The following is a 22451-nucleotide window of genomic DNA, read 5'->3' as shown; positions in this document are numbered from 1 at the left end:
GTTAACCTCAAGAAAGGTAACTCCTTTTTGTTATTGATAAGCACATCTATCTAGTCTTAATAGACAGGCTACGCAGGACAATGCGTAAGGTTGTTAGATTATGTAAGATAGAGAGATTTGAAGGACTGAGCCAATTAAACAAGCCAAAGCCAATCAAACTACTATTTACGACAACGGTATCTTGAATATTCTTCTTGATGAGTGTTTGCAAAGATGATGATAGCCAATCCAACTCTTGGAAGAAATCCAAACGATTATCTAACAATAAGATATCGCTCATCTGCTTAGAAATATCTGCACTCTCATTCATCACCACACCGATATCTGATAGGGTTAGAGCAGCTGAGTCATTCAACCCATCCCCAACCATCAAAATAATGTGACCTGCTTTCTGCAGTTCCTCTACTAACTCAAATTTCCCATCAGGTTTCAAGTCTGTATAGACCTGATCAAAGGGCAAATCTTTGACTAATTCCTCTGTTCTAACCAAGGTGTCCCCTGTTGCCAGAATCAATTTTTTCCCTTGTGCCTTAAGTTTCTCCAAGGCTGCTTTTGCTTCTTTTCTCAAAGGAGTATGAATACAGAACATTCCAATCAATTCATTCTGATAAGCCAAGAATAAGAGATTGTAGTGACTCTTGTACTCTTCAATTAAAGCATGTTGTTCTGAACTGATATGAATCTGTTCATCCTGCATCAAGACATAATTCCCAATAAGAACTGGTTGCCCATCTATATGAGATTTAATCCCCTTGCTTGCGATATATTGGAGTTTCCCATGCATTTCCTCATGTTCAATTCCCTCTATCTCGGCTTGCTTGACGATGGCATTAGCAATAGGATGATAAATGTGTTCCTCAAGACAGGCACTGATTCTGAGAATATCTTCCTCACTATAGTCCCCAAAAGGTAACACCTTTTCAACTATCGGATAGCTAGTTGTGATTGTTCCCGTCTTATCAAACAAGAAAGTATCAACTTCCAGATATTTCTCCAGAACATCCCCATCCTTAATCACCATTTCACGATTCAACCCCTCCTTGATAGCTGTCAAATAAGCTACAGGAGTAGAGATTTTCAAAGCGCAGGAGAAATCGACCAATAGGAAAGAAATAGCCTTCGAAAAAGAACCTGTCAATAGGTAAGTCAGCCCAGCCCCCAAGAAATTATATTTGACGACCTTGTCCGCCATCTTGATGAAATAGCGTTGTTTCGTTTTCTTGTTTTCTTCAGATTTCTTCATCAACTCAATCAGCTGTAAAATCCGGCTGTTCATCTGATTATCGGTTACACGAATGCGCAATTCTCCAGTTTCTAATACTGTATTTGCACAAACCAAATCAGACTCTCTTTTTTCAACTGGAAAACTCTCTCCCGTCAAGGAGCTTTCGTTGACCATACCTAAACCTGAAACTACTTGTCCATCAAACAGAATTTCATTTCCTTGAGATAGGACCAAGACATCTCCTATTTGAACATCGGAACTCTTGATACTAACGACCGTATCACCCTGTACTAGGAATACGTCGCTCTCTTTTGCAAGAAGGCTTTGTTCTAAATCTGTTGCCGTTTTTTTCAAGGACCACTGATCTAAATGATTCCCCAAATCAAGCATAAACATGATATTGCTAGCCGTCTTGGATTGGTTCATAAACAAGGACAATAAAATCGCCGAACAGTCCAAGACCTCCATCGTTAGTTCCTTACGCGCTAGTGTTTGATAGGCTTCTTTAACATAGCCAAAAGCTTGATAACAAGTCCATATATAGCGAATAGGAGACGGCACAAAACTACGAAAAAGTATACGCTTAATCGCTGCACCTGAAACAATAGAATAAGCACTCTCTTCTCTACGAATGGGAAGAGTCATCAACTCAGAAACTTTCCCTTTATCAATTCTTTTTAAAAAGGCTTCTGCATTATCTAATACAGAAAAGCCTTCTTTTATACGTAGAGTAAAGTGCTGTTGATCCATGTAAAACTGGATAGACTCAATCCCCTTTTCATCTCTCGCCAAGGAACGAAGATAGTCTTGAATATCCAAGGTGAGTGAAAAAGAAGATGATAGTCGGATATGTTGGTATCCTCTATGTAGCACTTTAAAAGACATATTATTCTCCTATAAGGCTATCTAATTGCTCTTCTTTTTTCTCTTGCTCGTACAAATATTTGGCATCTTGCAAGACATCGTCTCCATGTTGCTTCACAACAGAAACAGATGCGTCTAGCCCGTCTTTCAACTTGTAAGCCTTAGCCAAAGCTTTAGAATAACCTTTTTTAGCTTCCTTACTTGCCAAGATTTTCAAACCAAGGGTACCAAATGCAACTCCACCTAAAAAGAGTGATGATTTTTTCGCAACTTTTGCGACGGTCAATACTTCTTTTAACATACTTATTTCCTCCTAGCTATTATTATATAACAATTTAGATATAAAAGCAATTTAATTTTGGCACTTTGAAAAGTAATTATACTACTATTTAATTTTATTACAAATCATCCTAAAGTTGCTTTCATTTGCCTCTTTTGATACACTTAAACTATGAATACAAATCTCAAACCTAAACTCCAGCGTTTTGCTTCTGCGACTGCCTTTGCCTGCCCTATCTGCCAAGAAAATCTGACTCTGGTAGAGACTAGTCTCAAGTGCTGCAACCGTCATTCTTTTGACTTGGCTAAATTTGGCTATGTCAATCTGGCACCTCAAATTAAGCAATCTGCTAACTACGACAAGGAAAATTTTCAAAACCGCCAACAAATCCTAGAAGCTGGATTTTACCAAGCTATTCTAGAGGTCGTCTCTGATTTACTTTCAAGCTCAAAAAATGCCAAAACAATTTTAGATATCGGTTGTGGTGAAGGTTTCTACTCTCGTAAACTCCAAGAAAGTCACTCTGAAAAAACTTTCTATGCCTTTGACATCTCCAAAGATTCAGTCCAAATCGCTGCCAAGAGCGAACCCAACTGGGCAGTCAACTGGTTCGTTGGTGACTTGGCTCGTCTTCCTATAAAAGACGCTAGCATGGATATCCTGCTTGATATCTTCTCACCTGCCAACTATGGAGAATTTCGTCGCGTTTTATCCAAAGACGGTATCTTGATAAAGATTATCCCAACTGAAAATCATCTCAAGGAAATCCGTCAGAAGGTACAAGACCAGCTGACAAACAAGGATTATTCTAATCAAGATATCAAGGAGCATTTCCAGGAACACTTTACCATCCTATCTAACCAAACGGCCTCTCTGACTAAGACTATCACAGCAGAACAGCTCCAAGCCCTACTCAGTATGACTCCACTCCTCTTTCACGTCGACCAGAGCAAGATTGACTGGAGCCAACTGACAGAGATTACCATTGAAGCAGAGATTTTGGTTGGAAAAGCATTCTAAACTAGACTTCGCAAAAGTAGAAAACTTACCGAAAATCTTCAATATTACAAAAACGCATAAGAACAGGTACTCAAAAACCTTAATCTTATGTGTTTTGTTATGCAAAAATCACTGGAGTTTCTATACACATTAAGGGGAAATAGTTGAAATCAGTTCTCTTAATAACCATTGAATACCATATAGTACATTTGCCCCAAATATGATATAGGCCGTATAAATCAAGTATTTCGATTTTTCCCGCCTCAAAGAATAGATCTTGTACAAGATAAACAAATTTAAAATAATAAATAATAGAGACAAAATCTTCCTCCAAAAATCAATCCGTCCATTTATATTTTGAAAAATATTTTTTAACATAATAGCACATTTTTCTTGACTACAATAACATTATATGATAAAATGTAAGCGAATACAAATAAAAAGGAGGATTGATCTTATGAATGAAAAAAAACGTACATATTTTATTTGTGCAAGTATTATTATTTCATCTATAATTTTAGGACTCTTTATTTATAAAGGAATTTATGACGGATTTGACGTTTTGGGTCAATTTACAAACGATGGCCTCAGGGTAATTAGTACTAATATTAGTACTGTTGGTAATAATATTAGTAATAATAGGTAGTTAATAGTAATAGAATTCAAACAAAAAACGGTAATTTTGAACTGCACCCCAAAAGTTAGACAGAAAAAATCTAACTTTTGGGGTATTTTTATTATGAAATTAACTTATGATGATAAAGTTCAGATCTATGAACTTAGAAAACAAGGATATAGCTTAGAGAAGCTTTCAAATAAATTTGGGATAAACAATTCTAATATTAGGTACATGATTAAATTGATTGATCGTTATGGAATAGAGTTCGTCAAAAAAGGAAAAAATCGTTACTATTCTCCTGATTTAAAACAAGAAATGATTCATAAAGTCTTACATGAAGGCTGGACTAAAGATAGAGTTTCTCTTGAATACGGCCTCCCAAGTCGTACGATACTTCTTAATTGGCTAGCGCAATACAAGAAAAACGGGTATACTATTGTTGAGAAAACAAAAGGGAGACCATCTAAAATGGGACGTAAACCAAAGAAGAAACCCGAAGAGATGACAGAGTTAGAACGCCTTCAAGCAGAAAATGAGTACCTGAGAGTGGAGAATGCCATCCTAAAAAAGTTAAGAGAACTCCGATTGAAGGAGGAAAAAGAGAAAGAAGAAAGACAGAAATTGTTCAAGAACTAATGACTGATTTTTCGTTAGATATTCTTCTAAAAGCCATTAAACTAGCTCGTTCGACCTACTACTATCACTTGAAACAGCTAGACAAACCAGATAAGGACCAAGAGCTTAAAGCTGAAATTCAATCCATTTTTATCGAACATAAGGGAAATTATGATTATCGTCGAATTCATTTAGAACTAAGAAATCGTGGTTATCTGGTAAATCATAAAAGAGTTCAACGCTTGATGAAAGTACTCAATTTACAAGCTAAAATGCGACAGAAACGAAAATATTCTTCTCATAAAGGAGACGTTAGCAAGAAGGCAGAGAATCTCATTCAACGTCAATTTGAAGGCTCTAAAACAATGGAAAAGTGCTACACAGATGTGACAGAATTTGCCATTCCAGCAAGTACTCAAAAGCTTTACTTATCACCAGTTTTAGATGGCTTTAACAGCGAAATTATTGCTTTTAATCTTTCTTGTTCGCCTAATTTAGAACAAGTAAAAACGATGTTGGAACAGGCTTTCACAGAGAAGCACTACGAGAATACGATTCTCCACAGTGACCAAGGCTGGCAATACCAACATGATTCTTATCATTGGTTCCTAGAGAGTAAGGGAATTCAAGCATCCATGTCACGTAAAGGTAACAGCCCAGACAACGGCATGATGGAGTCCTTCTTTGGGATTCTGAAATCGGAAATGTTTTACAGTTATGAGAAGTCATTTCAGTCGCTTAAGCAATTGGAACAAGCCATTGTAAACTATATTGATTATTACAATAACAAACGAATTAAAGTAAAACTAAAAGGACTCAGTCCTGTGCAATACAGAACTAAATCCTTGCAATAATTATTTGTCCAACTTTTTGGGGTCAGTACTCAAAAACCTTAATCTTATGCGTTTTGTTATGCAAAAATCACTGGAGTTTCTATACACATTAAGTGGAAATCTTTGAAACCAATTCTTTTAATAACCATTGAATACCATATACTACATTTACCCCAAATATGATATAGGCCGTATAAATCAAGTATTTCGATTTCTCCCGTCTCAAAGAATAAATCTTGTACAAAATAAATAAATTTAAAGCAATAAATAATAGAGACAAAATCTTTCCTCCAAAATCAATCCTAACAGTGGGCAGTCAGGCATATACCTCATATTTATTTTCGATTCGAAATAACAAACTTATCAATAAATAGCAAGTGAAATAAGGCCAGTACCGAACCCCAGAAACTACCACGAAGAGAGAGTTCTTGATGATTGAGAGGAAACAAATCGTAGTTACCTATATAGAGGCAGGTCAAAATTATAAATAAAATCCAAAATAAACCCTACATTCTTAAAATAACTTAGTACATAAATGACAATGCTGCCACCGCCGTCAATATTGCAAAAACTATTTTCCAAATTTTTTTATTTTTTCCAAAAATCTTATCAGGTAACAAGCTTATTACAAGAAAGGTAATAAACAACACCAATTTAAGTGTATATATCATAAAAACACCTTCTTTCCTACAATTATATTATAATACTTTATGTAATCGAATACAAGGGGTATGAGGTTGAAAGAGAGTGTTAAACCTTCAATACGTCTATAGTTTCTCTTCTTTTAAGACAAGATTGACCCAAATCTACATCATTAAAAAAGCGAATTTCAATCGAAACTCGCTTTTTTACAAAATGTATTAGTATGAATTTGTATCTTATACTCAATGAAAATCAAAGAGCAAACTAGGAAGCTAGCCGCAGGTTGCTCAAAGCACCGCTTTGAGGTTGCAGATAAAGCTGACGTGGTTTGAAGAGATTTTCGAAGAGTATTAGTTCAAGTGCCAGATGTCTTCGTTATACTGAGCGATTGTACGGTCAGATGAGAAGAATCCTGCTTTAGAAATGTTAACGATAACTTTGTCCAACCATGCGTCACGGTCTTCGTAGTCAGCCAACATTTGCTCTTTAACCTTGATGTAGTCTTCCAAGTCAAGAAGAGTCATGAACCAGTCTTTGTTGATCAATTCATTGTAAAGACGTTCCAAGCGCTCTTTGTTTCCAGCTGCAAGAACTGCATCGCTAACGATGAAGTCAACCAATGGTTTGATAGCTTTACGAGCGTAGAATTCGCTTGATTTGTAAGCTGCTTTTGCGTAAAGGTCGATAACAGTTTCTGAATCTTCACCAAAGATGTAGATGTTTTCGTCGCCAACCAACTCAGCGATTTCCACGTTAGCACCGTCCATAGTACCAAGAGTCAAAGCTCCGTTCAACATGAATTTCATGTTACCAGTACCTGAAGCTTCTTTAGAAGCAAGTGAGATTTGTTCTGAGATATCACATGCTGGGATAAGGAAGCTTGCTGCAGTAACGTTGTAGTTTTCAACCATAACAACTTGCAAGTGTGGAGCTACTGCTGGATCGTTAGCAATAACCTCTGACATGCAAAGGATCAAGTGGATGATGTCTTGAGCGATTGTGTAGGCTGGAGCTGCTTTACCACCAAAGAAGATTGTGATTGGGCGAGCAGGGATGTTACCAGCTTTGATGTCAAGGTATTTGTGGATAACGTACAAAGCGTTCATTTGTTGGCGTTTGTACTCGTGAAGACGTTTGATTTGGATGTCAAAGATAGAGTTTGGATTGATTTCCACACCTTGGTGTTCTTTCAAGTGACGAGCCAATTTACGTTTGTTGTGAGCCTTGATGCTTTCCAATTTTTCTTTGACAGCTGCTTTGTCTTCGTAAGACAAGAGTTTTTCAAGCTCATCTGCTTCATGGTGCCAACCATCTCCAAGAATCTCATCCAAGTAGTGAGACAATCTTGGGTTAGCATGCATGAGCCAACGACGGAAAGTGATACCGTTTGTTTTGTTGTTGAATTTTTCTGGGTAAAGGTCATAGAAAGCTTTCAACTCAGAATTTTTCAAGATTTCAGTGTGAAGTGCTGCTACCCCGTTAACACTGTATCCGTAGTGGATATCCATGTGAGCCATGTGAACACGTCCGCTCTCATCGATGATTTGAACAGCTGGATCTTTGTATTCTGCTTTCACACGACGGTCCAATTCTTCGATGATTGGTACCAAGTGAGGAACCACTTCTTGCAAGAATTCAAGAGGCCATTTTTCAAGCGCTTCAGCAAGGATTGTGTGGTTAGTGTAGGCAGTCATGCTACGAACGATTGAGATTGCTTCGTCAAGCTCGATACCACGTGCAGTCAAAAGACGGATCAATTCAGGAATCACCATTGATGGGTGAGTATCGTTGATTTGGACAACTGCGTAATCAGCAAGGTCATGCAAGTTGCTTCCTTTTTCGATTGCTTCGTCGATGATCAATTGCGCACCGTTTGAAACCATGAAGTATTGTTGGAAGATACGGAGCAATTCACCTTGACGGTCACTATCATCTGGGTAAAGGAAGAGAGTCAAGTTGCGAGCGATATCTGTCTTGTCAAAGCTGATACTGTCTTTAATAATAGAAGAATCAACTGAATCCAAGTCAAACAAACGCAAGCGGTTCTTCGTTTCTGTCTTGTAACCAGGAACATCAATATCATAAAGAGTTGATGTCAAAGTAAAGTCTGCAAATGGTACTTGGTAGCTACGGCTTGAGCGAACCAACCAGTTTTGCTCTGTCAACCATGCATTTGGAATTGTTTCTTGTTGGTTGTTTTTAAGAACTTGTTGGAAAAGACCAAAGTGGTAGTTAAGACCAACACCATCACCATTCAAACCAAGAGTCGCAATTGAGTCGATAAAGCAGGCAGCCAAACGTCCCAAACCACCATTACCAAGAGATGGTTCCAATTCAACTTCTTCAACTTCGATCAAGTCTTTACCTGCAGCTGCAAGTTCTTTTTTGACATCGTCGTAAAGACCAAGGTTAATCAAGTTGTTTGACAAGAGTTTACCAATCAAGAACTCAGCTGAGATGTAGTAAACTTTTTTCTTACCAGTGTTAACTGGTTTTTGGCTACTTGCAAGCTTGCTGTAGTTAAGAAGAGCAAGGTAAAGCTCTTCATTGCTACATTCTGCAATGGTTTTATTGTAACGATTTTGTACAAATTCTTGTAGTGATAACATGTTTAAGATGTCTCCTGATATTGTATTATTTCTTTAATTCTACCAAATTTTCATTAATTCGGCGATAGATTGTTGTCAAGTCAAGCAAACCTTCCTCGACAGCTGGTGTCAATTGTTCTTCAGTCATACGCCAAGACCAGTTTCCACCAAGGGTAGATGGGAAGTTCATACGAGCTGTCTCATCCAATTCTAGCAAATCTTGCATAGTTGCAATTGCCATGAAACTAACTGATGAAAAGACTGTACGAAGCATAGCGTGTGGAACTGTTTCGTATTCTTTACGGTTAGTATAGCGAGCCATGTACTCACGAGTCGCATCATCAATCTCGTTACGGTACCAACCAAGGACCGTATTGTTATCGTGTGTTCCTGTATACATAACTGAGTTAGCAGGTGCCAAGTGTGGGCTATCAATGCTTTCATCTTCTGGGTTGAAGGCAAATTGAAGAATCTTCATTCCTGGGAAGCCAGTACGTTCACGCAATTCGATAACTTCATCAGTCATGAAGCCAAGGTCTTCTGCGATGATGTTTAACTCACCAAGTTCTTCCTTAACGGCTGCAAAAAGCTTGTAGCCTGGACCTTTCACCCACTCACCAGGTGCTGCTGTATCGGAACCAGCAGGGATTTCCCAGTAAGATTCGAAGCCACGGAAGTGGTCGATACGAACGATATCGTAGATTTTGAAGCTTTCACGCAAGCGTTCAATCCACCATTTGTAACCGTCTTCATCCATTGCTTCCCAGTCATAGATTGGGTTACCCCAAAGCTGACCAGTTGCAGAAAATTCATCTGGTGGGCATCCTGCGATGCAAGTAGCCTTACCATTGACATCTGTCTTGAAGAGATGTGGATTTGCCCACATATCGCTTGAATCTTCCGCTACGTAGATTGGCATGTCTCCAACGATTTCGATGTGGTTGTCGTTAGCGTAAGCTTTCAATTTCAACCATTGTTGGAAGAAGAAGTACTGAGTCACACGGTGGTAAACCAACTTGTCTGCCAATTGCTCACGGTAGCTTTCAAGTGCTGAAGCTTTACGAGCACGAGCATCTGCATCTGGCCATTCTGTCCAAGCAAGATTGTCAAAATGCTCTTTGATAGCCATATACTCAGCAAAGAGCTCAAGCCATGATTGGTTATCTTGAGCAAATTTCTCAAAATCTTTAACATCTCCGACTTCAAAGAAACGTTTCACCGCTTTTTCTAAAAGAGGACGACGTGCATAGTAGATTTTAGCATAATCAACTTCAGACGCATCGCTACCAAAATCAACTCCTTCAAGGTCACTTGCTTCCAACAAACCTTGCTCCACCAAGATATCTAAATCGATAAAATGAGTGTTTCCTGCGAAGGCTGAGAAAGATTGGTAAGGAGAATCCCCGTAACTAGTTGTTCCTAATGGAAGGATTTGCCAGTAACGTTGTTTTGTACGAACCAAGAAATCAACGAAGTCGTAAGCACTTTGACCAAATGATCCGATTCCGTAAGCTCCTGGAAGAGAAGAGATGTGCATCAACACACCACTTTGACGTTTTTTCATAATAGCACCTCATGTGTTAAAATAATGGAACGTTGCGTATTTTTTCAGACGCAAACGTTTGCGCTACTTATAAGTATACTCCTTTTCAAGCATAATTGCAAGCGTTTTTAAAAAAACTTTTTTGATTATTTTTAAGGAGACTAACTCATTTTAGCAAAGATAACTTAAAACTATCTAATCCTAAAGTTTGACTCTCATGAGACAGTCTACCAAGTACAAATCATCCCCTAGAAAACTTGAATTTAGATGTAAGGAGGCACAAAGGTCTATAGAAAATAGATAGGGATTAGAAACAGGGAAATAGCCCCTCCTGATTTCCCTCTTTAGACAGATTCCATCTATTTTTTATTAAAAATACTGTATTCTTATCTATTTCACACTTTTCTTCTATTTAAAAAGCAAAATCATGCTATCAAATCAAGCTTAAAAATTTTTTAAAATTTTTGACAAAAACACTTGCAACCGTTTTCTATTTGTGCTATACTAAGCTCATAAAGGAAAACGTTTGCGTTTCCTTATCAATAAAACTTGTTATTCTTTAGGAGGAATACACTATGTCATCTAAATTCATGAAGAGCGCTGCGGTGCTTGGAACTGTTACACTTGCTAGCTTGCTTTTGGTAGCTTGCGGAAGCAAAACTGCTGATAAACCTGCTGATTCTGGTTCATCTGAAGCGAAAGAAATCACTTTCTACGTTGAAGATCAATATAAAGCATTTGCTGAATCAGCTGCAAAAGCTTACGAAAAAGAAGCTGGCGTAAAAGTGACTATCAAAACCGGAGACCAAATGGGTGGTCTTGACAACCTTTCTCTAGATAACCAATCTGGTAAAGCTGCTGACGTTATGATGGCACCATACGACCGTGTAGGTAGCCTTGGTACTGACGGCCAACTTTCAGAAGTTAAATTGAGCGACGGCGCTAAAACAGATGATAAAACTAAATCTCTTGTAACAGCTGCTGACGGTAAAGTTTACGGTGCTCCTGCCGTTATCGAGTCACTTGTTATGTACTACAACAAAGACTTGGTAAAAGAAGCTCCAAAAACTTTTGCAGACTTGGAAAACCTTGCTAAAGATAGCAAATATGCCTTCGCTGGAGAAGATGGAAAAACTACTGCCTTCCTAGCTGACTGGACAAACTTCTACTTTGCATACGGACTTCTTGCTGGTAACGGCGGTTATGTATTCGGACAAAACGGTAAAGACGCTAAAGATATCGGTCTTGCCAACGACGGCGCTATCAAAGGTGTAGAGTACGCTAAATCTTGGTATGAAAAATGGCCTAAAGGTATGCAAGATACTGAAGGAGCTGGAAACCTAATCCAAACTCAATTCCAAGAAGGCAAAACAGCTGCTATCATCGATGGACCTTGGAAAGCTCAAGCCTTCAAAGATGCTAAAGTAAACTACGGTGTTGCAACTATCCCAACTCTTCCAAACGGAAAAGAATACGCAGCATTCGGTGGTGGTAAAGCTTGGATCATCCCATCAAGCACTAAGAACCTTGAAGCTGCTCAAAAATTTGTAGACTTCCTTGTTTCAACTGAAGAACAAAAAGCCTTCTACGATACAACTAACGAAATCCCAGCTAACACTGAAGCTCGTTCATACGCTGAAGGTAAAAACGATGAGTTGACAACAGCTGTTATCAAACAGTTCAAGAACGCTCAACCAATGCCAAACATCTCTCAAATGTCAGCAGTTTGGGACCCAGCTAAAACAATGTTGTTTGAAGCTGTAAGCGGTAAGAAAGATGCTAAAACAGCTGCAAACGATGCTGTAACATTGATCAAAGAAACAATCAAACAAAAATTTGGTGAATAAAAAATTTGTTCAAGGGGGGGTGGAAATCAAATCCCCCTTTGAATTTATCAATAGAGACACAAATAATTTAGCTTTCTTATAAAAAGCAGTATCCTATGAAAGGAGTTATTATGGAAAAGCAACAACCTAGTAAAGCAGCCCTGCTGTCTATCATTCCTGGGTTAGGACAGATTTACAATAAACAAAAAGCCAAAGGTTTTATCTTCCTTGGTGTAACCATCGTATTTGTCCTTTATTTCCTAGCACTTGCAGCCCCTGAATTAAGCAATCTCATCACTCTTGGTGACAAACCAGGTCGTGACAATTCCCTCTTCATGCTGATTCGTGGTGCCTTCCATTTAATCTTTGTAGTTGTTTATGTACTCTTTTATTTCTCAAATATCAAAGATGCTCATACAACTGCCAAACACATTAATAATGGTATTCCAGTAGCACTTACCTTTAAAGAAATGGTCAAAGGAATCTATGAAAATGGTTTCCCTTACCTCTTGATCATTCCATCTTACATTGCCATGACCTTTGCAATCATCTTCCCAGTTATCGTAACCTTGATGATTGCCTTTACCAACTACGACTTCCAACACTTGCCACCAAACAAATTGTTGGACTGGGTTGGTTTGACAAACTTTACAAACATTTGGAGCTTGAGTACCTTCCGTTCTGCCTTTGGGTCTGTTCTTTCTTGGACTATCATCTGGGCTTTGGCTGCCTCAACTTTACAGATCGTGATTGGTATCTTCACAGCTATCATTGCTAACCAACCATTTATCAAAGGAAAACGTATCTTTGGTGTTATTTTCCTTCTTCCTTGGGCTGTCCCAGCCTTCATCACTATTTTGACATTTTCAAACATGTTTAACGATAGTGTCGGAGCCATCAACACTCAAGTATTGCCAATCTTGGCTAAATTCCTTCCTTTCCTTGATGGCGCTCTTATTCCTTGGAAAACAGATCCAACTTGGACAAAAATTGCCTTGATTATGATGCAAGGTTGGCTTGGATTCCCATACATCTACGTTTTGACCTTGGGTATCTTGCAATCTATTCCTAACGACCTTTACGAGGCAGCTTATATTGACGGTGCCAATGCTTGGCAAAAATTCCGCAACATCACTTTCCCAATGATCTTGGCTGTTGCAGCACCTACTTTGATTAGCCAATACACCTTCAACTTTAACAACTTCTCTATCATGTACCTCTTCAATGGTGGAGGTCCTGGTAGTGTCGGTGGTGGAGCTGGTTCAACCGATATCTTGATCTCATGGATCTACCGTTTGACAACAGGTACATCTCCTCAATACTCAATGGCGGCAGCTGTTACTTTGATTATCTCTATCATTGTCATCTCAATCTCTATGATCGCATTCAAGAAACTACACGCATTTGATATGGAGGACGTCTAAGATGAATAACTCAATTAAACTCAAACGTAGACTGACTCAAACCCTTACTTACCTTTACCTGATTGGTCTATCAATTGTCATTATCTATCCACTTTTGATTACCATCATGTCAGCCTTTAAAGCAGGTAACGTCTCAGCCTTTAAACTAGATACTAACATCGACCTCAATTTTGATAACTTTAAAGGCCTCTTCACTGAAACCTTGTACGGTACTTGGTACCTCAACACTTTGATTATCGCCTTGATTACCATGGCTGTTCAAACAAGTATTATCGTACTTGCTGGTTATGCTTACAGCCGTTACAACTTCTTGGCTCGTAAACAAAGTTTGGTCTTCTTCTTGATTATCCAAATGGTGCCAACCATGGCCGCTTTGACAGCCTTCTTCGTTATGGCACTTATGTTGAACGCCCTTAACCACAGCTGGTTCCTCATCTTCCTCTACGTTGGTGGTGGTATCCCGATGAATGCTTGGCTCATGAAAGGCTACTTCGATACAGTGCCAATGTCTTTAGACGAATCTGCAAAACTAGACGGTGCAGGACACTTCCGTCGCTTCTGGCAAATTGTCCTCCCACTCGTTCGCCCAATGGTTGCCGTACAAGCTCTCTGGGCCTTCATGGGACCTTTCGGGGACTACATCCTCTCTAGTTTCTTGCTTCGTGAGAAAGAATACTTTACTGTTGCCGTAGGTCTCCAAACCTTCGTTAGCAATGTGAAAAACATGAAGATTGCCTACTTCTCAGCAGGTGCTATCCTCATCGCCCTTCCAATCTGTATTCTCTTCTTCTTCCTACAAAAGAACTTTGTTTCAGGACTTACAAGTGGTGGCGACAAGGGATAATATATCCCCGCCACCCTTTTTCATTTTATACTCTTCGAAAACCGCTTCAAACCACGTCAGCTTCCATCTGCAACCTCAAAACACTGTTTTGAGTAACCTGCGGCTAGCTTCCTAGTTTGCACTTTGATTTTCATTGAGTATTAGCGATTGTTACTGTAAGTAATGTCCTTACAACAAGCAATTTTTCTCCTAGACTTGAAATAAAGCACATTTCTCTATATAATAATACTCATATAGAAAACACCTTTTAGAAAGATACCTATGCTTCCATATCCATTTTCCTATTTTTCAAGTATTTGGGGATTTCGTAAGCCCCTGTCCAAACGTTTCGGGCTCAACTGGTTTCAACTTCTCTTTACCAGTATCTTCCTTATCAGCTTGTCTATGGTACCCATTGCCATTCAAAACAGCTCACAGGAGACTTATCCGCTAGAAACCTTTATCGATAATGTCTATGAACCATTGACAGATAAGGTTGTCCAGGATCTCTCTGAACATGCTAGAATTGTCGATGGCACATTAACTTATACAAGAACAGCTAATCAAGCGCCTTCTATTGTGATCGGTCCAAGTCAAAGTAAGGAGTTACCTAAGGACTTGCAACTGCATTTCGACACAAAAGAACTGGTCATCAGCAAGGAAAATAAGGAACTGACCCGAATCTCTTACCGAGCGATTGAGACTGAGAGTTTCAAAAGTAAGGACAGCTTGACCCAAGCAATTTCTAAAGACTGGTACCAGCAGAATCGTGTCTATATCAGTCTCTTCCTAGTTCTCGGTGCCAGCTTCCTCTTTGGTTTGAATTTCTTTATCGTCTCTCTAGGAGCGAGTCTTCTCCTTTATATCACTAAGAAATCACGCCTCTTTTCATTTAGAACCTTTAAAGAGTGCTACCATTTTATCTTGAATTGTTTAGGATTGCCGACTCTGATTACACTTATTTTGGGATTATTTGGCCAAAATATGTCAACCCTGATTACTGTACAAAATATTCTTTTTGTTCTGTATCTGGTCACTATCTTTTATAAAACACATTTCCGTGATCCAGATTACCATAAATAGGAGATTTTTATGCCCGTTACGATTAAAGACGTGGCCAAGGCTGCTGGTGTTTCACCTTCAACCGTAACCCGTGTTATTCAAAATAAATCAACCATTAGCGACGAAACAAAAAAACGCGTTCGTAAGGCTATGAAAGAGCTCAATTACCATCCCAACCTCAATGCTCGCAGCTTGGTAAGTAGCTATACTCAGGTGATTGGTTTGGTTCTTCCTGATGACTCAGACGCCTTCTACCAGAATCCTTTCTTTCCATCGGTTCTACGTGGCATCTCTCAAGTCGCATCTGAAAACCACTATGCCATTCAGATCGCAACAGGGAAAGATGAGAAGGAGCGTCTCAACGCTATTTCACAAATGGTCTACGGCAAGCGTGTAGATGGGCTAATCTTTCTCTATGCCCAAGAAGAAGACCCTCTCGTAAAACTCGTCGCAGAAGAACAGTTCCCCTTCCTTATCTTAGGTAAATCTCTATCTCCTTTCATCCCACTTGTCGACAACGACAATGTTCAAGCTGGTTTTGATGCGACAGAATATTTCATCAAAAAAGGCTGCAAACGAATTGCCTTTATCGGAGGAAGTAAAAAGCTCTTCGTGACCAAAGACCGTTTAACAGGCTATGAACAGGCGCTTAAACATTACAAACTTACCACTGACAACAATCGCATCTACTTTGCAGACGAGTTTCTGGAAGAAAAGGGCTATAAATTTAGCAAGCGATTATTCAAGCACGATCCACAAATTGATGCTATCATCACAACCGATAGTCTCCTAGCTGAAGGTGTTTGTGACTATATTGCCAAACACCAGCTGGATGTCCCTGTTCTCAGCTTTGACTCGGTTAATCCCAAGCTCAATTTGGCAGCATATATAGATATCAATAGCCTAGCCCTTGGACGCACTTCTTTAGAAACTATTCTCTGTATCATCAATGATTCTAAAGAAAATAGACAAATCTGCTACCGCCAGTTGATTGCCCACAAAATTATTGAAAAATAAGAGGCTGGTCAAAAAATCTTTAAAAGCAAAAACGCATACTATCAGGTGTTTAAAAACTTGATAGTATGCGTTTTATTGTGGGAAGACTCATTTTAAGTACTAGTCACTAGTTATCTATCTCAACAAATCTTCCTAGAATATGAACATTCTCTGATACAGAGACAAAGGCACCTGGGTCCACTTGTGTCATAATCTGTTTAAATTCATTAAACTCTGCACGTGTAATGACAGTGATTAAAACTGCCTTTCTCTCATGATTATAGGTTCCTTCTGCATCGTGGATCATGGTTGCGCCGCGGTGCAATTTTTTATGGATTTTCTCAATTACCTTCTCTGGATGATTGGTCACAATCATGGCCTGCATGCGTTTTTGCTTGGTAAAGACAGCGTCTGTCACACGGCTAGAGACAAAGATGGTAATCATAGAGTAGAGAGCGTATTTCCAACCAAAGGTCAAACCTGCTATCAGCATGATGGTCCCATTTACCAAGAAAGAAATACTACCGACATTCTTACCTGTTTTCTTGCGAATGGTCAGGCTGACGATATCCGTTCCCCCACTGGAGATATTGTTGCGAAGAGCAAAACCAATCCCCAAGCCCATGACAACACCCCCAAAAAGGGCATTGATAATAGGATCCTCCGTCAAGGTTGCCACAGGGACAAACTGGATAAAGAAGGAACTCATGGATACCGTGATAAAGGTAAAGACGGTGAACTTATGGCCAATCTGATACCAAGCCAAGACCATCAAAGGGAAGTTAATAGCGTAGAAGGTTAGCGAAATCGGAATATGAAAGCCAAACCAGTGATTACTCAAGGCAGAGATAATCTGTGCCAGACCTGTCGCACCACTCGAATACACATGCCCTGGTTGGAAAAAGAAATTGACCGCTACTGCTGATAAAAAACCATAGACCAGAGAAGCTGAAATCTTCTCATCATATTTTTCCCGAGAGATGCTTTGTAAGACACGTAAAATTTTTATCTGATAAGCAAAGCGGCGCAGATAATAGCGCCACCGCTTAATTCGTTTTGCTTGTTTCATCTTCTTCTACTTGTAAGCTGAGTTCCTCTAGTTGTTTGAGAGCGACTGTTGAAGGAGCTTGTGTCATTGGGTCACTTGCCTTGTTGTTCTTAGGAAAGGCAATGACTTCACGGATATTTTCTTCTCCTGCTAAGAGCATGACAAAACGATCAAGCCCTATAGCCAAACCACCGTGTGGTGGGAAACCATAGTCCATGGCTTCAAGAAGGAAACCAAACTGGTCATTTGCTTCTTCAGCTGAGAAACCAAGAGCCTTGAACATGCGTTCTTGAAGGTCTTTTTGGTTGATACGAAGACTACCACCACCAAGCTCATAACCGTTCAAGACAATATCGTAAGCAATGGCACGAACCTTAGCCAAATCACCTTCTAATTCGTGAGCAGTCTCTTCCTGTGGAAGTGTGAATGGATGGTGGGCGCTCATGTAGCGGCCTTCTTCTTCAGACCATTCAAACATTGGCCAGTCAACCACCCAAAGGAAGTTGAATTTATCGTTATCAATCAAGCCAAGCTCTTTGGCAATACGTCCACGAAGGGCACCGAGCGTTGCATTGGCTACCTCCAGCGTATCTGCCACAAAGAGAACCAAGTCCTTGTCTTCAAGAGCAAGCGCTGTTGTCAATTCTTCTTGGATACCAGTCAAGAACTTGGCAACTGGTCCGTTTAATTCTCCATCAACTACCTTGACCCAAGCAAGACCTTTGGCACCATATTGTTTGGCTACTTCCGTCATCTTGTCGATGTCTTTACGTGAATAGTTGTCCGCAGCTCCTTTGACTACAATTGCTTTTACAGCAGGTGCTTCTGAAAAGACTTTAAAGTCTACACCTTTGACCACTTCTGTCAAGTCCTGAAGCAACATGTCAAAACGAGTATCAGGCTTGTCAGAACCGTAACGAGCCATAGCGTCATCATACTTCATACGCGGGAAAGGCAGAGTGACTTCGATGCCTTTAGTTTCTTTCATCACGCGCGCAATCAAACCTTCTGTAATATCTTGGATTTCTTGCTCCGTAAGGAAAGATGTTTCCAAGTCGACCTGGGTAAACTCAGGTTGACGATCTCCACGCAAGTCCTCATCACGGAAACATTTGACGATTTGGTAGTAACGGTCAAAACCAGCATTCATCAACAATTGCTTAGTGATTTGTGGACTTTGAGGAAGAGCATAGAAATGCCCCTTATTAACACGAGATGGCACCAAATAATCACGCGCCCCTTCAGGCGTTGACTTAGAAAGGAATGGTGTCTCCACGTCGATAAACTCCAACTCATCCAAGTAGTTGCGGATAGAATGGGTTACCTTAGCACGAAGTTTGAGATTTTCCAACATTTCTGGACGACGAAGGTCAAGGTAACGGTAACGCAAACGCGTATCGTCATTAGCCTCAATGCCATCCTTAATCTCAAATGGGGTTGTCTTAGCTGTATTAAGCACTGTCAGAGCTGTCACGTTTAACTCAACTGCACCAGTTGGCAACTTATCATTGGCTTGCTCACGCGCAGCGACCTGACCAGTCACCTCGATAACAAATTCACTACGAAGGCTTTCAGCTGTTGCCATAACCTCTGCAGATACTTTTTCAGGGTTGATAACCAACTGCATGATTCCTTCACGGTCACGAAGGTCGATAAAGATCAAACCACCAAGGTCACGACGACGGCCAACCCATCCTTTCAAGGTCATTTCTTGTCCGATGTGTTCCTCACGAACACGACCAGCATACATACTACGTTTCATTGTTTCTCTCCTCTTTTATTCTGTTACTATTTTACCATAAAAGCGCAGGCTCTTCATGAAAATCAGCAGAAAAGTTTGCCAGTCTTTAAAAATTAACGCACATACAAAAATCCGATGAAGTTCATCGGACTCTTTTATTTTGAATTGTTGCCTGCTTTACGCTTTTCAGCAATTTCAGCTGCCTTTCGAGGCAAGACAATTTCCGTTGTGTAAGCTGTCCCAAAACGCCAGATACCGGCAATAGGGGCGAATACTACTGCGAGATGGCTGTAGAAGAAATCGCCCTTAAAGGTATAAGCTAGCGCTCCAATGATGAAAAATAGAACGACTGCCTGAATCACTGCTAATAAAATTACTCGTTTCATGTGACCTCCTGACTCTATTATAGCATGAGAATCATCAAAAAGCTGACTAAATTATTCAAAGCATGTAGTGAAATACTGTAAGCGAGCCCCTTTCTACTAATATAAGCCAAGCCCAAGCTAAAACCAAGACTAGCATAAACTAAAAATTGTTGCAAAGTTCCTGGAGAATGAATCAAGGCAAACAGAACACTCGATACCAGAAGGAAAAGCAGAGTTTGTTTGCTATTGTCCTGCTTAGAAAAGAGATAGCGTGCTAACATCCCTCTAAAGATGAGTTCTTCCGTCAACGGAGCAAAAATATTAATAGCAAAGAATGAGAAAAGTGGCTGAGCCAAGGTCAGGTCTGTCGCTGTTTGCTGATTTACCGAAGGATCATTTGGTAGGAAAAATTGAACGACAAGAGATAAGAACCAAACCAAGGCAGGGAGCCAAATAAATCGGTTAAAACTACTCTTCTCAATATGGACAGGAGCTTTCTGGTACCATTTATAAATGACGTACACATATACTCCAGCCAAGGCCACATAGAGCAAGGTAGTAGCATAGGGTGAAGCGCCTAGATTCAAAGCTTCTACAGCCCCACTCTGAACGGTACCATAGATAAACACAAAGGATAGAAGGGCTAGAAGAAACCAGCCGAGGTTTTTAAGTAATTTCATAAAGGTCTCCTATCTTGCTTTATAGCTGTTTTTCAATACAAAGAGGTTTGCTATTCCTAATACAAGTACCCAGGCAAGTAACATACCAATGTTAGAAAAAGATATTTCCCCACCTTTTTTATTTAAAAGATTTACAATAGGACCAACGAACGAGTAATCTAACACTTTCTGAGCCGTATCATTTTGAAGAGCAATTATAGGTAAAAAAGAGACAATTAACATAGGGAAGATACTATAAACTTGCGCTTTAGACTGAGTATCTGACACCGCACCGATTAGAAGATTGAGAAAAATAACACTAATAGTTGCCAGAATCAAATAGATAACATAGGCAAATAAGTAACTCGATACATCTACTTTAAGATAGATGGGAAGTACAATCATAGCAACCAACATTATCAAAATAGGGAGAACGAGCATACTGAAAGTATATTCTGTTGCTGTCACGCCACTTAGGATGAGTGATTTAAGATTGCGCTTTTCCTTATCTTCTGCCATCATAATCGATACCATATAGCCACTTCCCATACTCAAGACCAGCGTCAAACTCATAGAAAGGAGATACGTACTCAATTCTCCATTCTTATTCATGAATGCATTATATAGAACAGCCAGTCCAAAAGGCAACAATAGAGTCGCCAACAAAGTTGAATTGCTAATAAGAACTTGCACTCTTAACCATAGTAGGGCATTTAATTTTCTAAACATCTAACTTTTCTCCTGTCAATCTGATAAAGATTTCTTCTAAAGTTGGCTCACAAGAGTGAACCACCATCAAATCTGTCGTGTCTAAATGTGGCAATTCTTCAAATGGAACTATCTGTTCTCGTCCATCTTTATAAGCTACACGTACTTTCTTATCCACATGGTACTTCTGGATGATATCTTGCGGACTTCCATACTCTATTAAGTTTCCCTTATTCAAAAGAGATAAGCGATCACAAAGCAGAGTTGCTTCATGCATATCATGCGTGGTCAGAAAGATAGTTGTCCCCGCCTGCTTTAATTCTTGGAGTAGGGTATGAATCATCTTAGATGTTGTAGGGTCTAAGCCACTGGTTGGCTCATCAAGGAAGAGAATCTTAGGAGCATTCAGAAGGGCACGAGCCAAGAACATTCGTTGTTTCATTCCTGTAGATAGTTTTTCTGCGATAATATCTTTAGCATCTGCCAATCCAACCTGTTGGAGCACCTGATTTACTCTATCTGACTTGAGGCCATATAACTTAGCGTAGATGAGAAGATTTTTGTAAAGACTCATCTTTTCATAAAAACCACTGCCATCACTAACTATACCGATTTGTTCCAAATCATTTGAGGTTAAATCTTGAGAATTCTTGCCTAACAAAACTGTTTTACCTTGATCTGCAGCCAACTGTCCTGTTAAGACGTTGATCATGGTTGTTTTACCTGAGCCAGAAGGGCCAAGAAAACCAAAGATTTCACCCTCCTTAATCTCAAAAGAAATCTGATGAAGAGCTTTTTTGCTCCCAAAACTTTTGCTTACATTTTCAACACGAATCATAGAAACTCCTTTATTTAAAATAACGTTTCACCATAGGTAACTGCATCACATTGATATAAATATGGATTGCTCCGACAAACAAGAAGGCTAGTAACTGAATCTCTCCTGTCAGTAAAGAAAAGAGAGCAATCAGAAAGTACAAAGCTGGCAAGACATACTGATGTAATTGGAATAAAATCCGAAAACTCTGTTCCAAATTAGCCTGGCGCTCCCCTTCATCGCAAGAATTGACATAACCTAAGATATCCTTTGGCATAGAGAAAAATACCATATCAAACTGGCGAACAATCGCAATGGTTTTATAAAAATATTTTTGAGCATTAAAAGTCAACACTAATCCCAAAAAAGAAAGAGATAAGGTTAGATTGCTTCTATTTAGTATAACCACTTCACTTGCTGAAATGAAGAGAGCCAATAAAATCACTACACTTGCACTATTAAAAGCAATACTTCCAAACTCAAGATTCCGATACATTTGCACATAATAGCTTTCATTCAGATCATCATCCATTTCCTCTTGATACAAGGAATGAAATTTTCTGCTTTTCTTTAAGAAATTGAAAGTCAAAAAAAGACTAATGAAACCTAATACTAAACAAATAGCTGATATCCAAGGTATCAAGACTTTTACATCTAAAATAACTTCGTAGGATTCGGCACGTGCCTTAAACATCCCTACAAACATGCCCAAGAAGCCTCCCAAGACAACAGACATTAAAAATAACAAGCCACCTTTCTTATTCTTTTTCATAT

Annotated in this window: 19 protein-coding genes; 8 read left to right on the top strand and 11 right to left on the bottom strand. The window is 39.4% G+C overall.

All coding sequences use genetic code 11. The annotated features are described in order from the left end of the window. Window positions 1–46: 46 nt before the first annotated feature. Together HT698_RS09770 and HT698_RS09765 are read right to left on the bottom strand one after the other, a co-directional pair. Window positions 47–2110: a heavy metal translocating P-type ATPase gene (locus tag HT698_RS09770; protein ID WP_173218857.1), complete on the bottom strand. Its 2064-nt coding sequence runs from the start codon at window positions 2108–2110 to the stop codon at window positions 47–49. Window position 2111: 1 nt separating this feature from the next. After that, entirely contained in the window at window positions 2112–2390 is a 279-nt protein-coding gene (locus HT698_RS09765) for a DUF6110 family protein (RefSeq protein ID WP_000910910.1), read from the bottom strand. A gap of 150 nt (window positions 2391–2540) precedes the next feature. On the opposite strand from HT698_RS09765, the gene HT698_RS09760 reads away from it, so the two are divergent. The 3 genes from HT698_RS09760 (at window position 2541) to HT698_RS09750 (ending at window position 5456) form a co-directional block, all read left to right on the top strand. Further along, window positions 2541–3389, top strand: a complete 849-nt coding sequence (locus HT698_RS09760; protein WP_173218855.1) for a putative RNA methyltransferase — start codon at window positions 2541–2543, stop codon at window positions 3387–3389. Window positions 3390–3825: 436 nt separating this feature from the next. Next, window positions 3826–4014, top strand: a complete 189-nt coding sequence (locus HT698_RS09755) for a hypothetical protein (RefSeq protein WP_153226407.1) — start codon at window positions 3826–3828, stop codon at window positions 4012–4014. A gap of 93 nt (window positions 4015–4107) precedes the next feature. After that, a protein-coding gene (locus HT698_RS09750) for an IS3 family transposase (protein ID WP_173218853.1) occupies window positions 4108–5456 on the top strand; the annotation gives its coding sequence in 2 pieces (ribosomal slippage) (window positions 4108–4558 and window positions 4558–5456; 1350 coding nt in all). 971 nt (window positions 5457–6427) lie between these two features. Here HT698_RS09750 and glgP read toward each other — a convergent pair. Then, the gene (glgP, locus tag HT698_RS09745) at window positions 6428–8686 is read right to left on the bottom strand and encodes a glycogen/starch/alpha-glucan family phosphorylase (RefSeq protein ID WP_173218851.1); all 2259 of its coding nucleotides are present in this window, start codon (window positions 8684–8686) and stop codon (window positions 6428–6430) included. A gap of 25 nt (window positions 8687–8711) precedes the next feature. Then, on the bottom strand, window positions 8712–10229 hold the full coding sequence (malQ, locus tag HT698_RS09740; RefSeq protein WP_173218849.1) for a 4-alpha-glucanotransferase: 1518 nt from the start codon (window positions 10227–10229) through the stop codon (window positions 8712–8714). 554 nt (window positions 10230–10783) lie between these two features. Here malQ and HT698_RS09735 point away from each other — a divergent pair. The 5 genes from HT698_RS09735 to HT698_RS09715 all read left to right on the top strand — a co-directional run bounded on the left by HT698_RS09735 (window position 10784) and on the right by HT698_RS09715 (window position 16360). Further along, window positions 10784–12055 carry an extracellular solute-binding protein gene (locus tag HT698_RS09735; RefSeq protein WP_061439896.1) on the top strand — a complete coding sequence of 424 codons (1272 nt, stop codon included), beginning with the start codon at window positions 10784–10786 and terminating at the stop codon, window positions 12053–12055. A gap of 110 nt (window positions 12056–12165) precedes the next feature. Beyond that, window positions 12166–13458, top strand: coding sequence for a sugar ABC transporter permease (locus HT698_RS09730; RefSeq protein ID WP_173218847.1), 1293 nt, complete (start codon window positions 12166–12168; stop codon window positions 13456–13458). Window position 13459: 1 nt separating this feature from the next. Next, window positions 13460–14302 (top strand): sugar ABC transporter permease, encoded by an 843-nt coding sequence (locus HT698_RS09725; RefSeq protein ID WP_004236955.1) that lies wholly within the window; start codon window positions 13460–13462, stop codon window positions 14300–14302. Between the two features lie 261 nt (window positions 14303–14563). Continuing rightward, a complete protein-coding gene (locus HT698_RS09720; protein WP_173218845.1) occupies window positions 14564–15364 on the top strand; it encodes a DUF1189 domain-containing protein in 801 nt (266 codons plus the stop codon). A gap of 9 nt (window positions 15365–15373) precedes the next feature. Beyond that, window positions 15374–16360: a LacI family DNA-binding transcriptional regulator gene (locus HT698_RS09715; protein WP_001145438.1), complete on the top strand. Its 987-nt coding sequence runs from the start codon at window positions 15374–15376 to the stop codon at window positions 16358–16360. A gap of 106 nt (window positions 16361–16466) precedes the next feature. Here the strand turns inward: HT698_RS09715 and HT698_RS09710 are convergent, their stop codons facing one another. The 7 genes from HT698_RS09710 to HT698_RS09680 form a co-directional block, all read right to left on the bottom strand. After that, window positions 16467–17408 (bottom strand): YitT family protein, encoded by a 942-nt coding sequence (locus tag HT698_RS09710; protein WP_173218843.1) that lies wholly within the window; start codon window positions 17406–17408, stop codon window positions 16467–16469. Then, entirely contained in the window at window positions 17386–19149 is a 1764-nt protein-coding gene (aspS, locus tag HT698_RS09705) for an aspartate--tRNA ligase (RefSeq protein WP_173218841.1), read from the bottom strand. The genes HT698_RS09710 and aspS overlap by 23 nt, the downstream gene beginning before the upstream one ends. 134 nt (window positions 19150–19283) lie before the next feature. Then, window positions 19284–19514: a hypothetical protein gene (locus HT698_RS09700; protein WP_173218839.1), complete on the bottom strand. Its 231-nt coding sequence runs from the start codon at window positions 19512–19514 to the stop codon at window positions 19284–19286. Window positions 19515–19531: 17 nt separating this feature from the next. Beyond that, window positions 19532–20173 (bottom strand): type II CAAX endopeptidase family protein, encoded by a 642-nt coding sequence (locus HT698_RS09695; protein WP_173218837.1) that lies wholly within the window; start codon window positions 20171–20173, stop codon window positions 19532–19534. Window positions 20174–20182: 9 nt separating this feature from the next. Beyond that, window positions 20183–20881: an ABC transporter permease gene (locus HT698_RS09690; protein WP_173218835.1), complete on the bottom strand. Its 699-nt coding sequence runs from the start codon at window positions 20879–20881 to the stop codon at window positions 20183–20185. Continuing rightward, window positions 20874–21698 carry an ABC transporter ATP-binding protein gene (locus HT698_RS09685; RefSeq protein ID WP_173218833.1) on the bottom strand — a complete coding sequence of 275 codons (825 nt, stop codon included), beginning with the start codon at window positions 21696–21698 and terminating at the stop codon, window positions 20874–20876. Before HT698_RS09685 ends, HT698_RS09690 begins: the two co-directional genes overlap by 8 nt. 10 nt (window positions 21699–21708) lie before the next feature. Next, the gene (locus HT698_RS09680; RefSeq protein WP_173218831.1) at window positions 21709–22449 is read right to left on the bottom strand and encodes a DUF3169 family protein; all 741 of its coding nucleotides are present in this window, start codon (window positions 22447–22449) and stop codon (window positions 21709–21711) included. Between the last annotated feature and the right edge of the window lie 2 nt (window positions 22450–22451).

The sequence above is a fragment of the Streptococcus sp. 3109 genome (assembly GCF_013276905.1).
Taxonomy (GTDB): Bacteria; Bacillota; Bacilli; order Lactobacillales; family Streptococcaceae; genus Streptococcus.
Note: the sequence above shows the minus strand (reverse complement) of the source record. Positions and strands in the feature narration are given on the sequence as shown.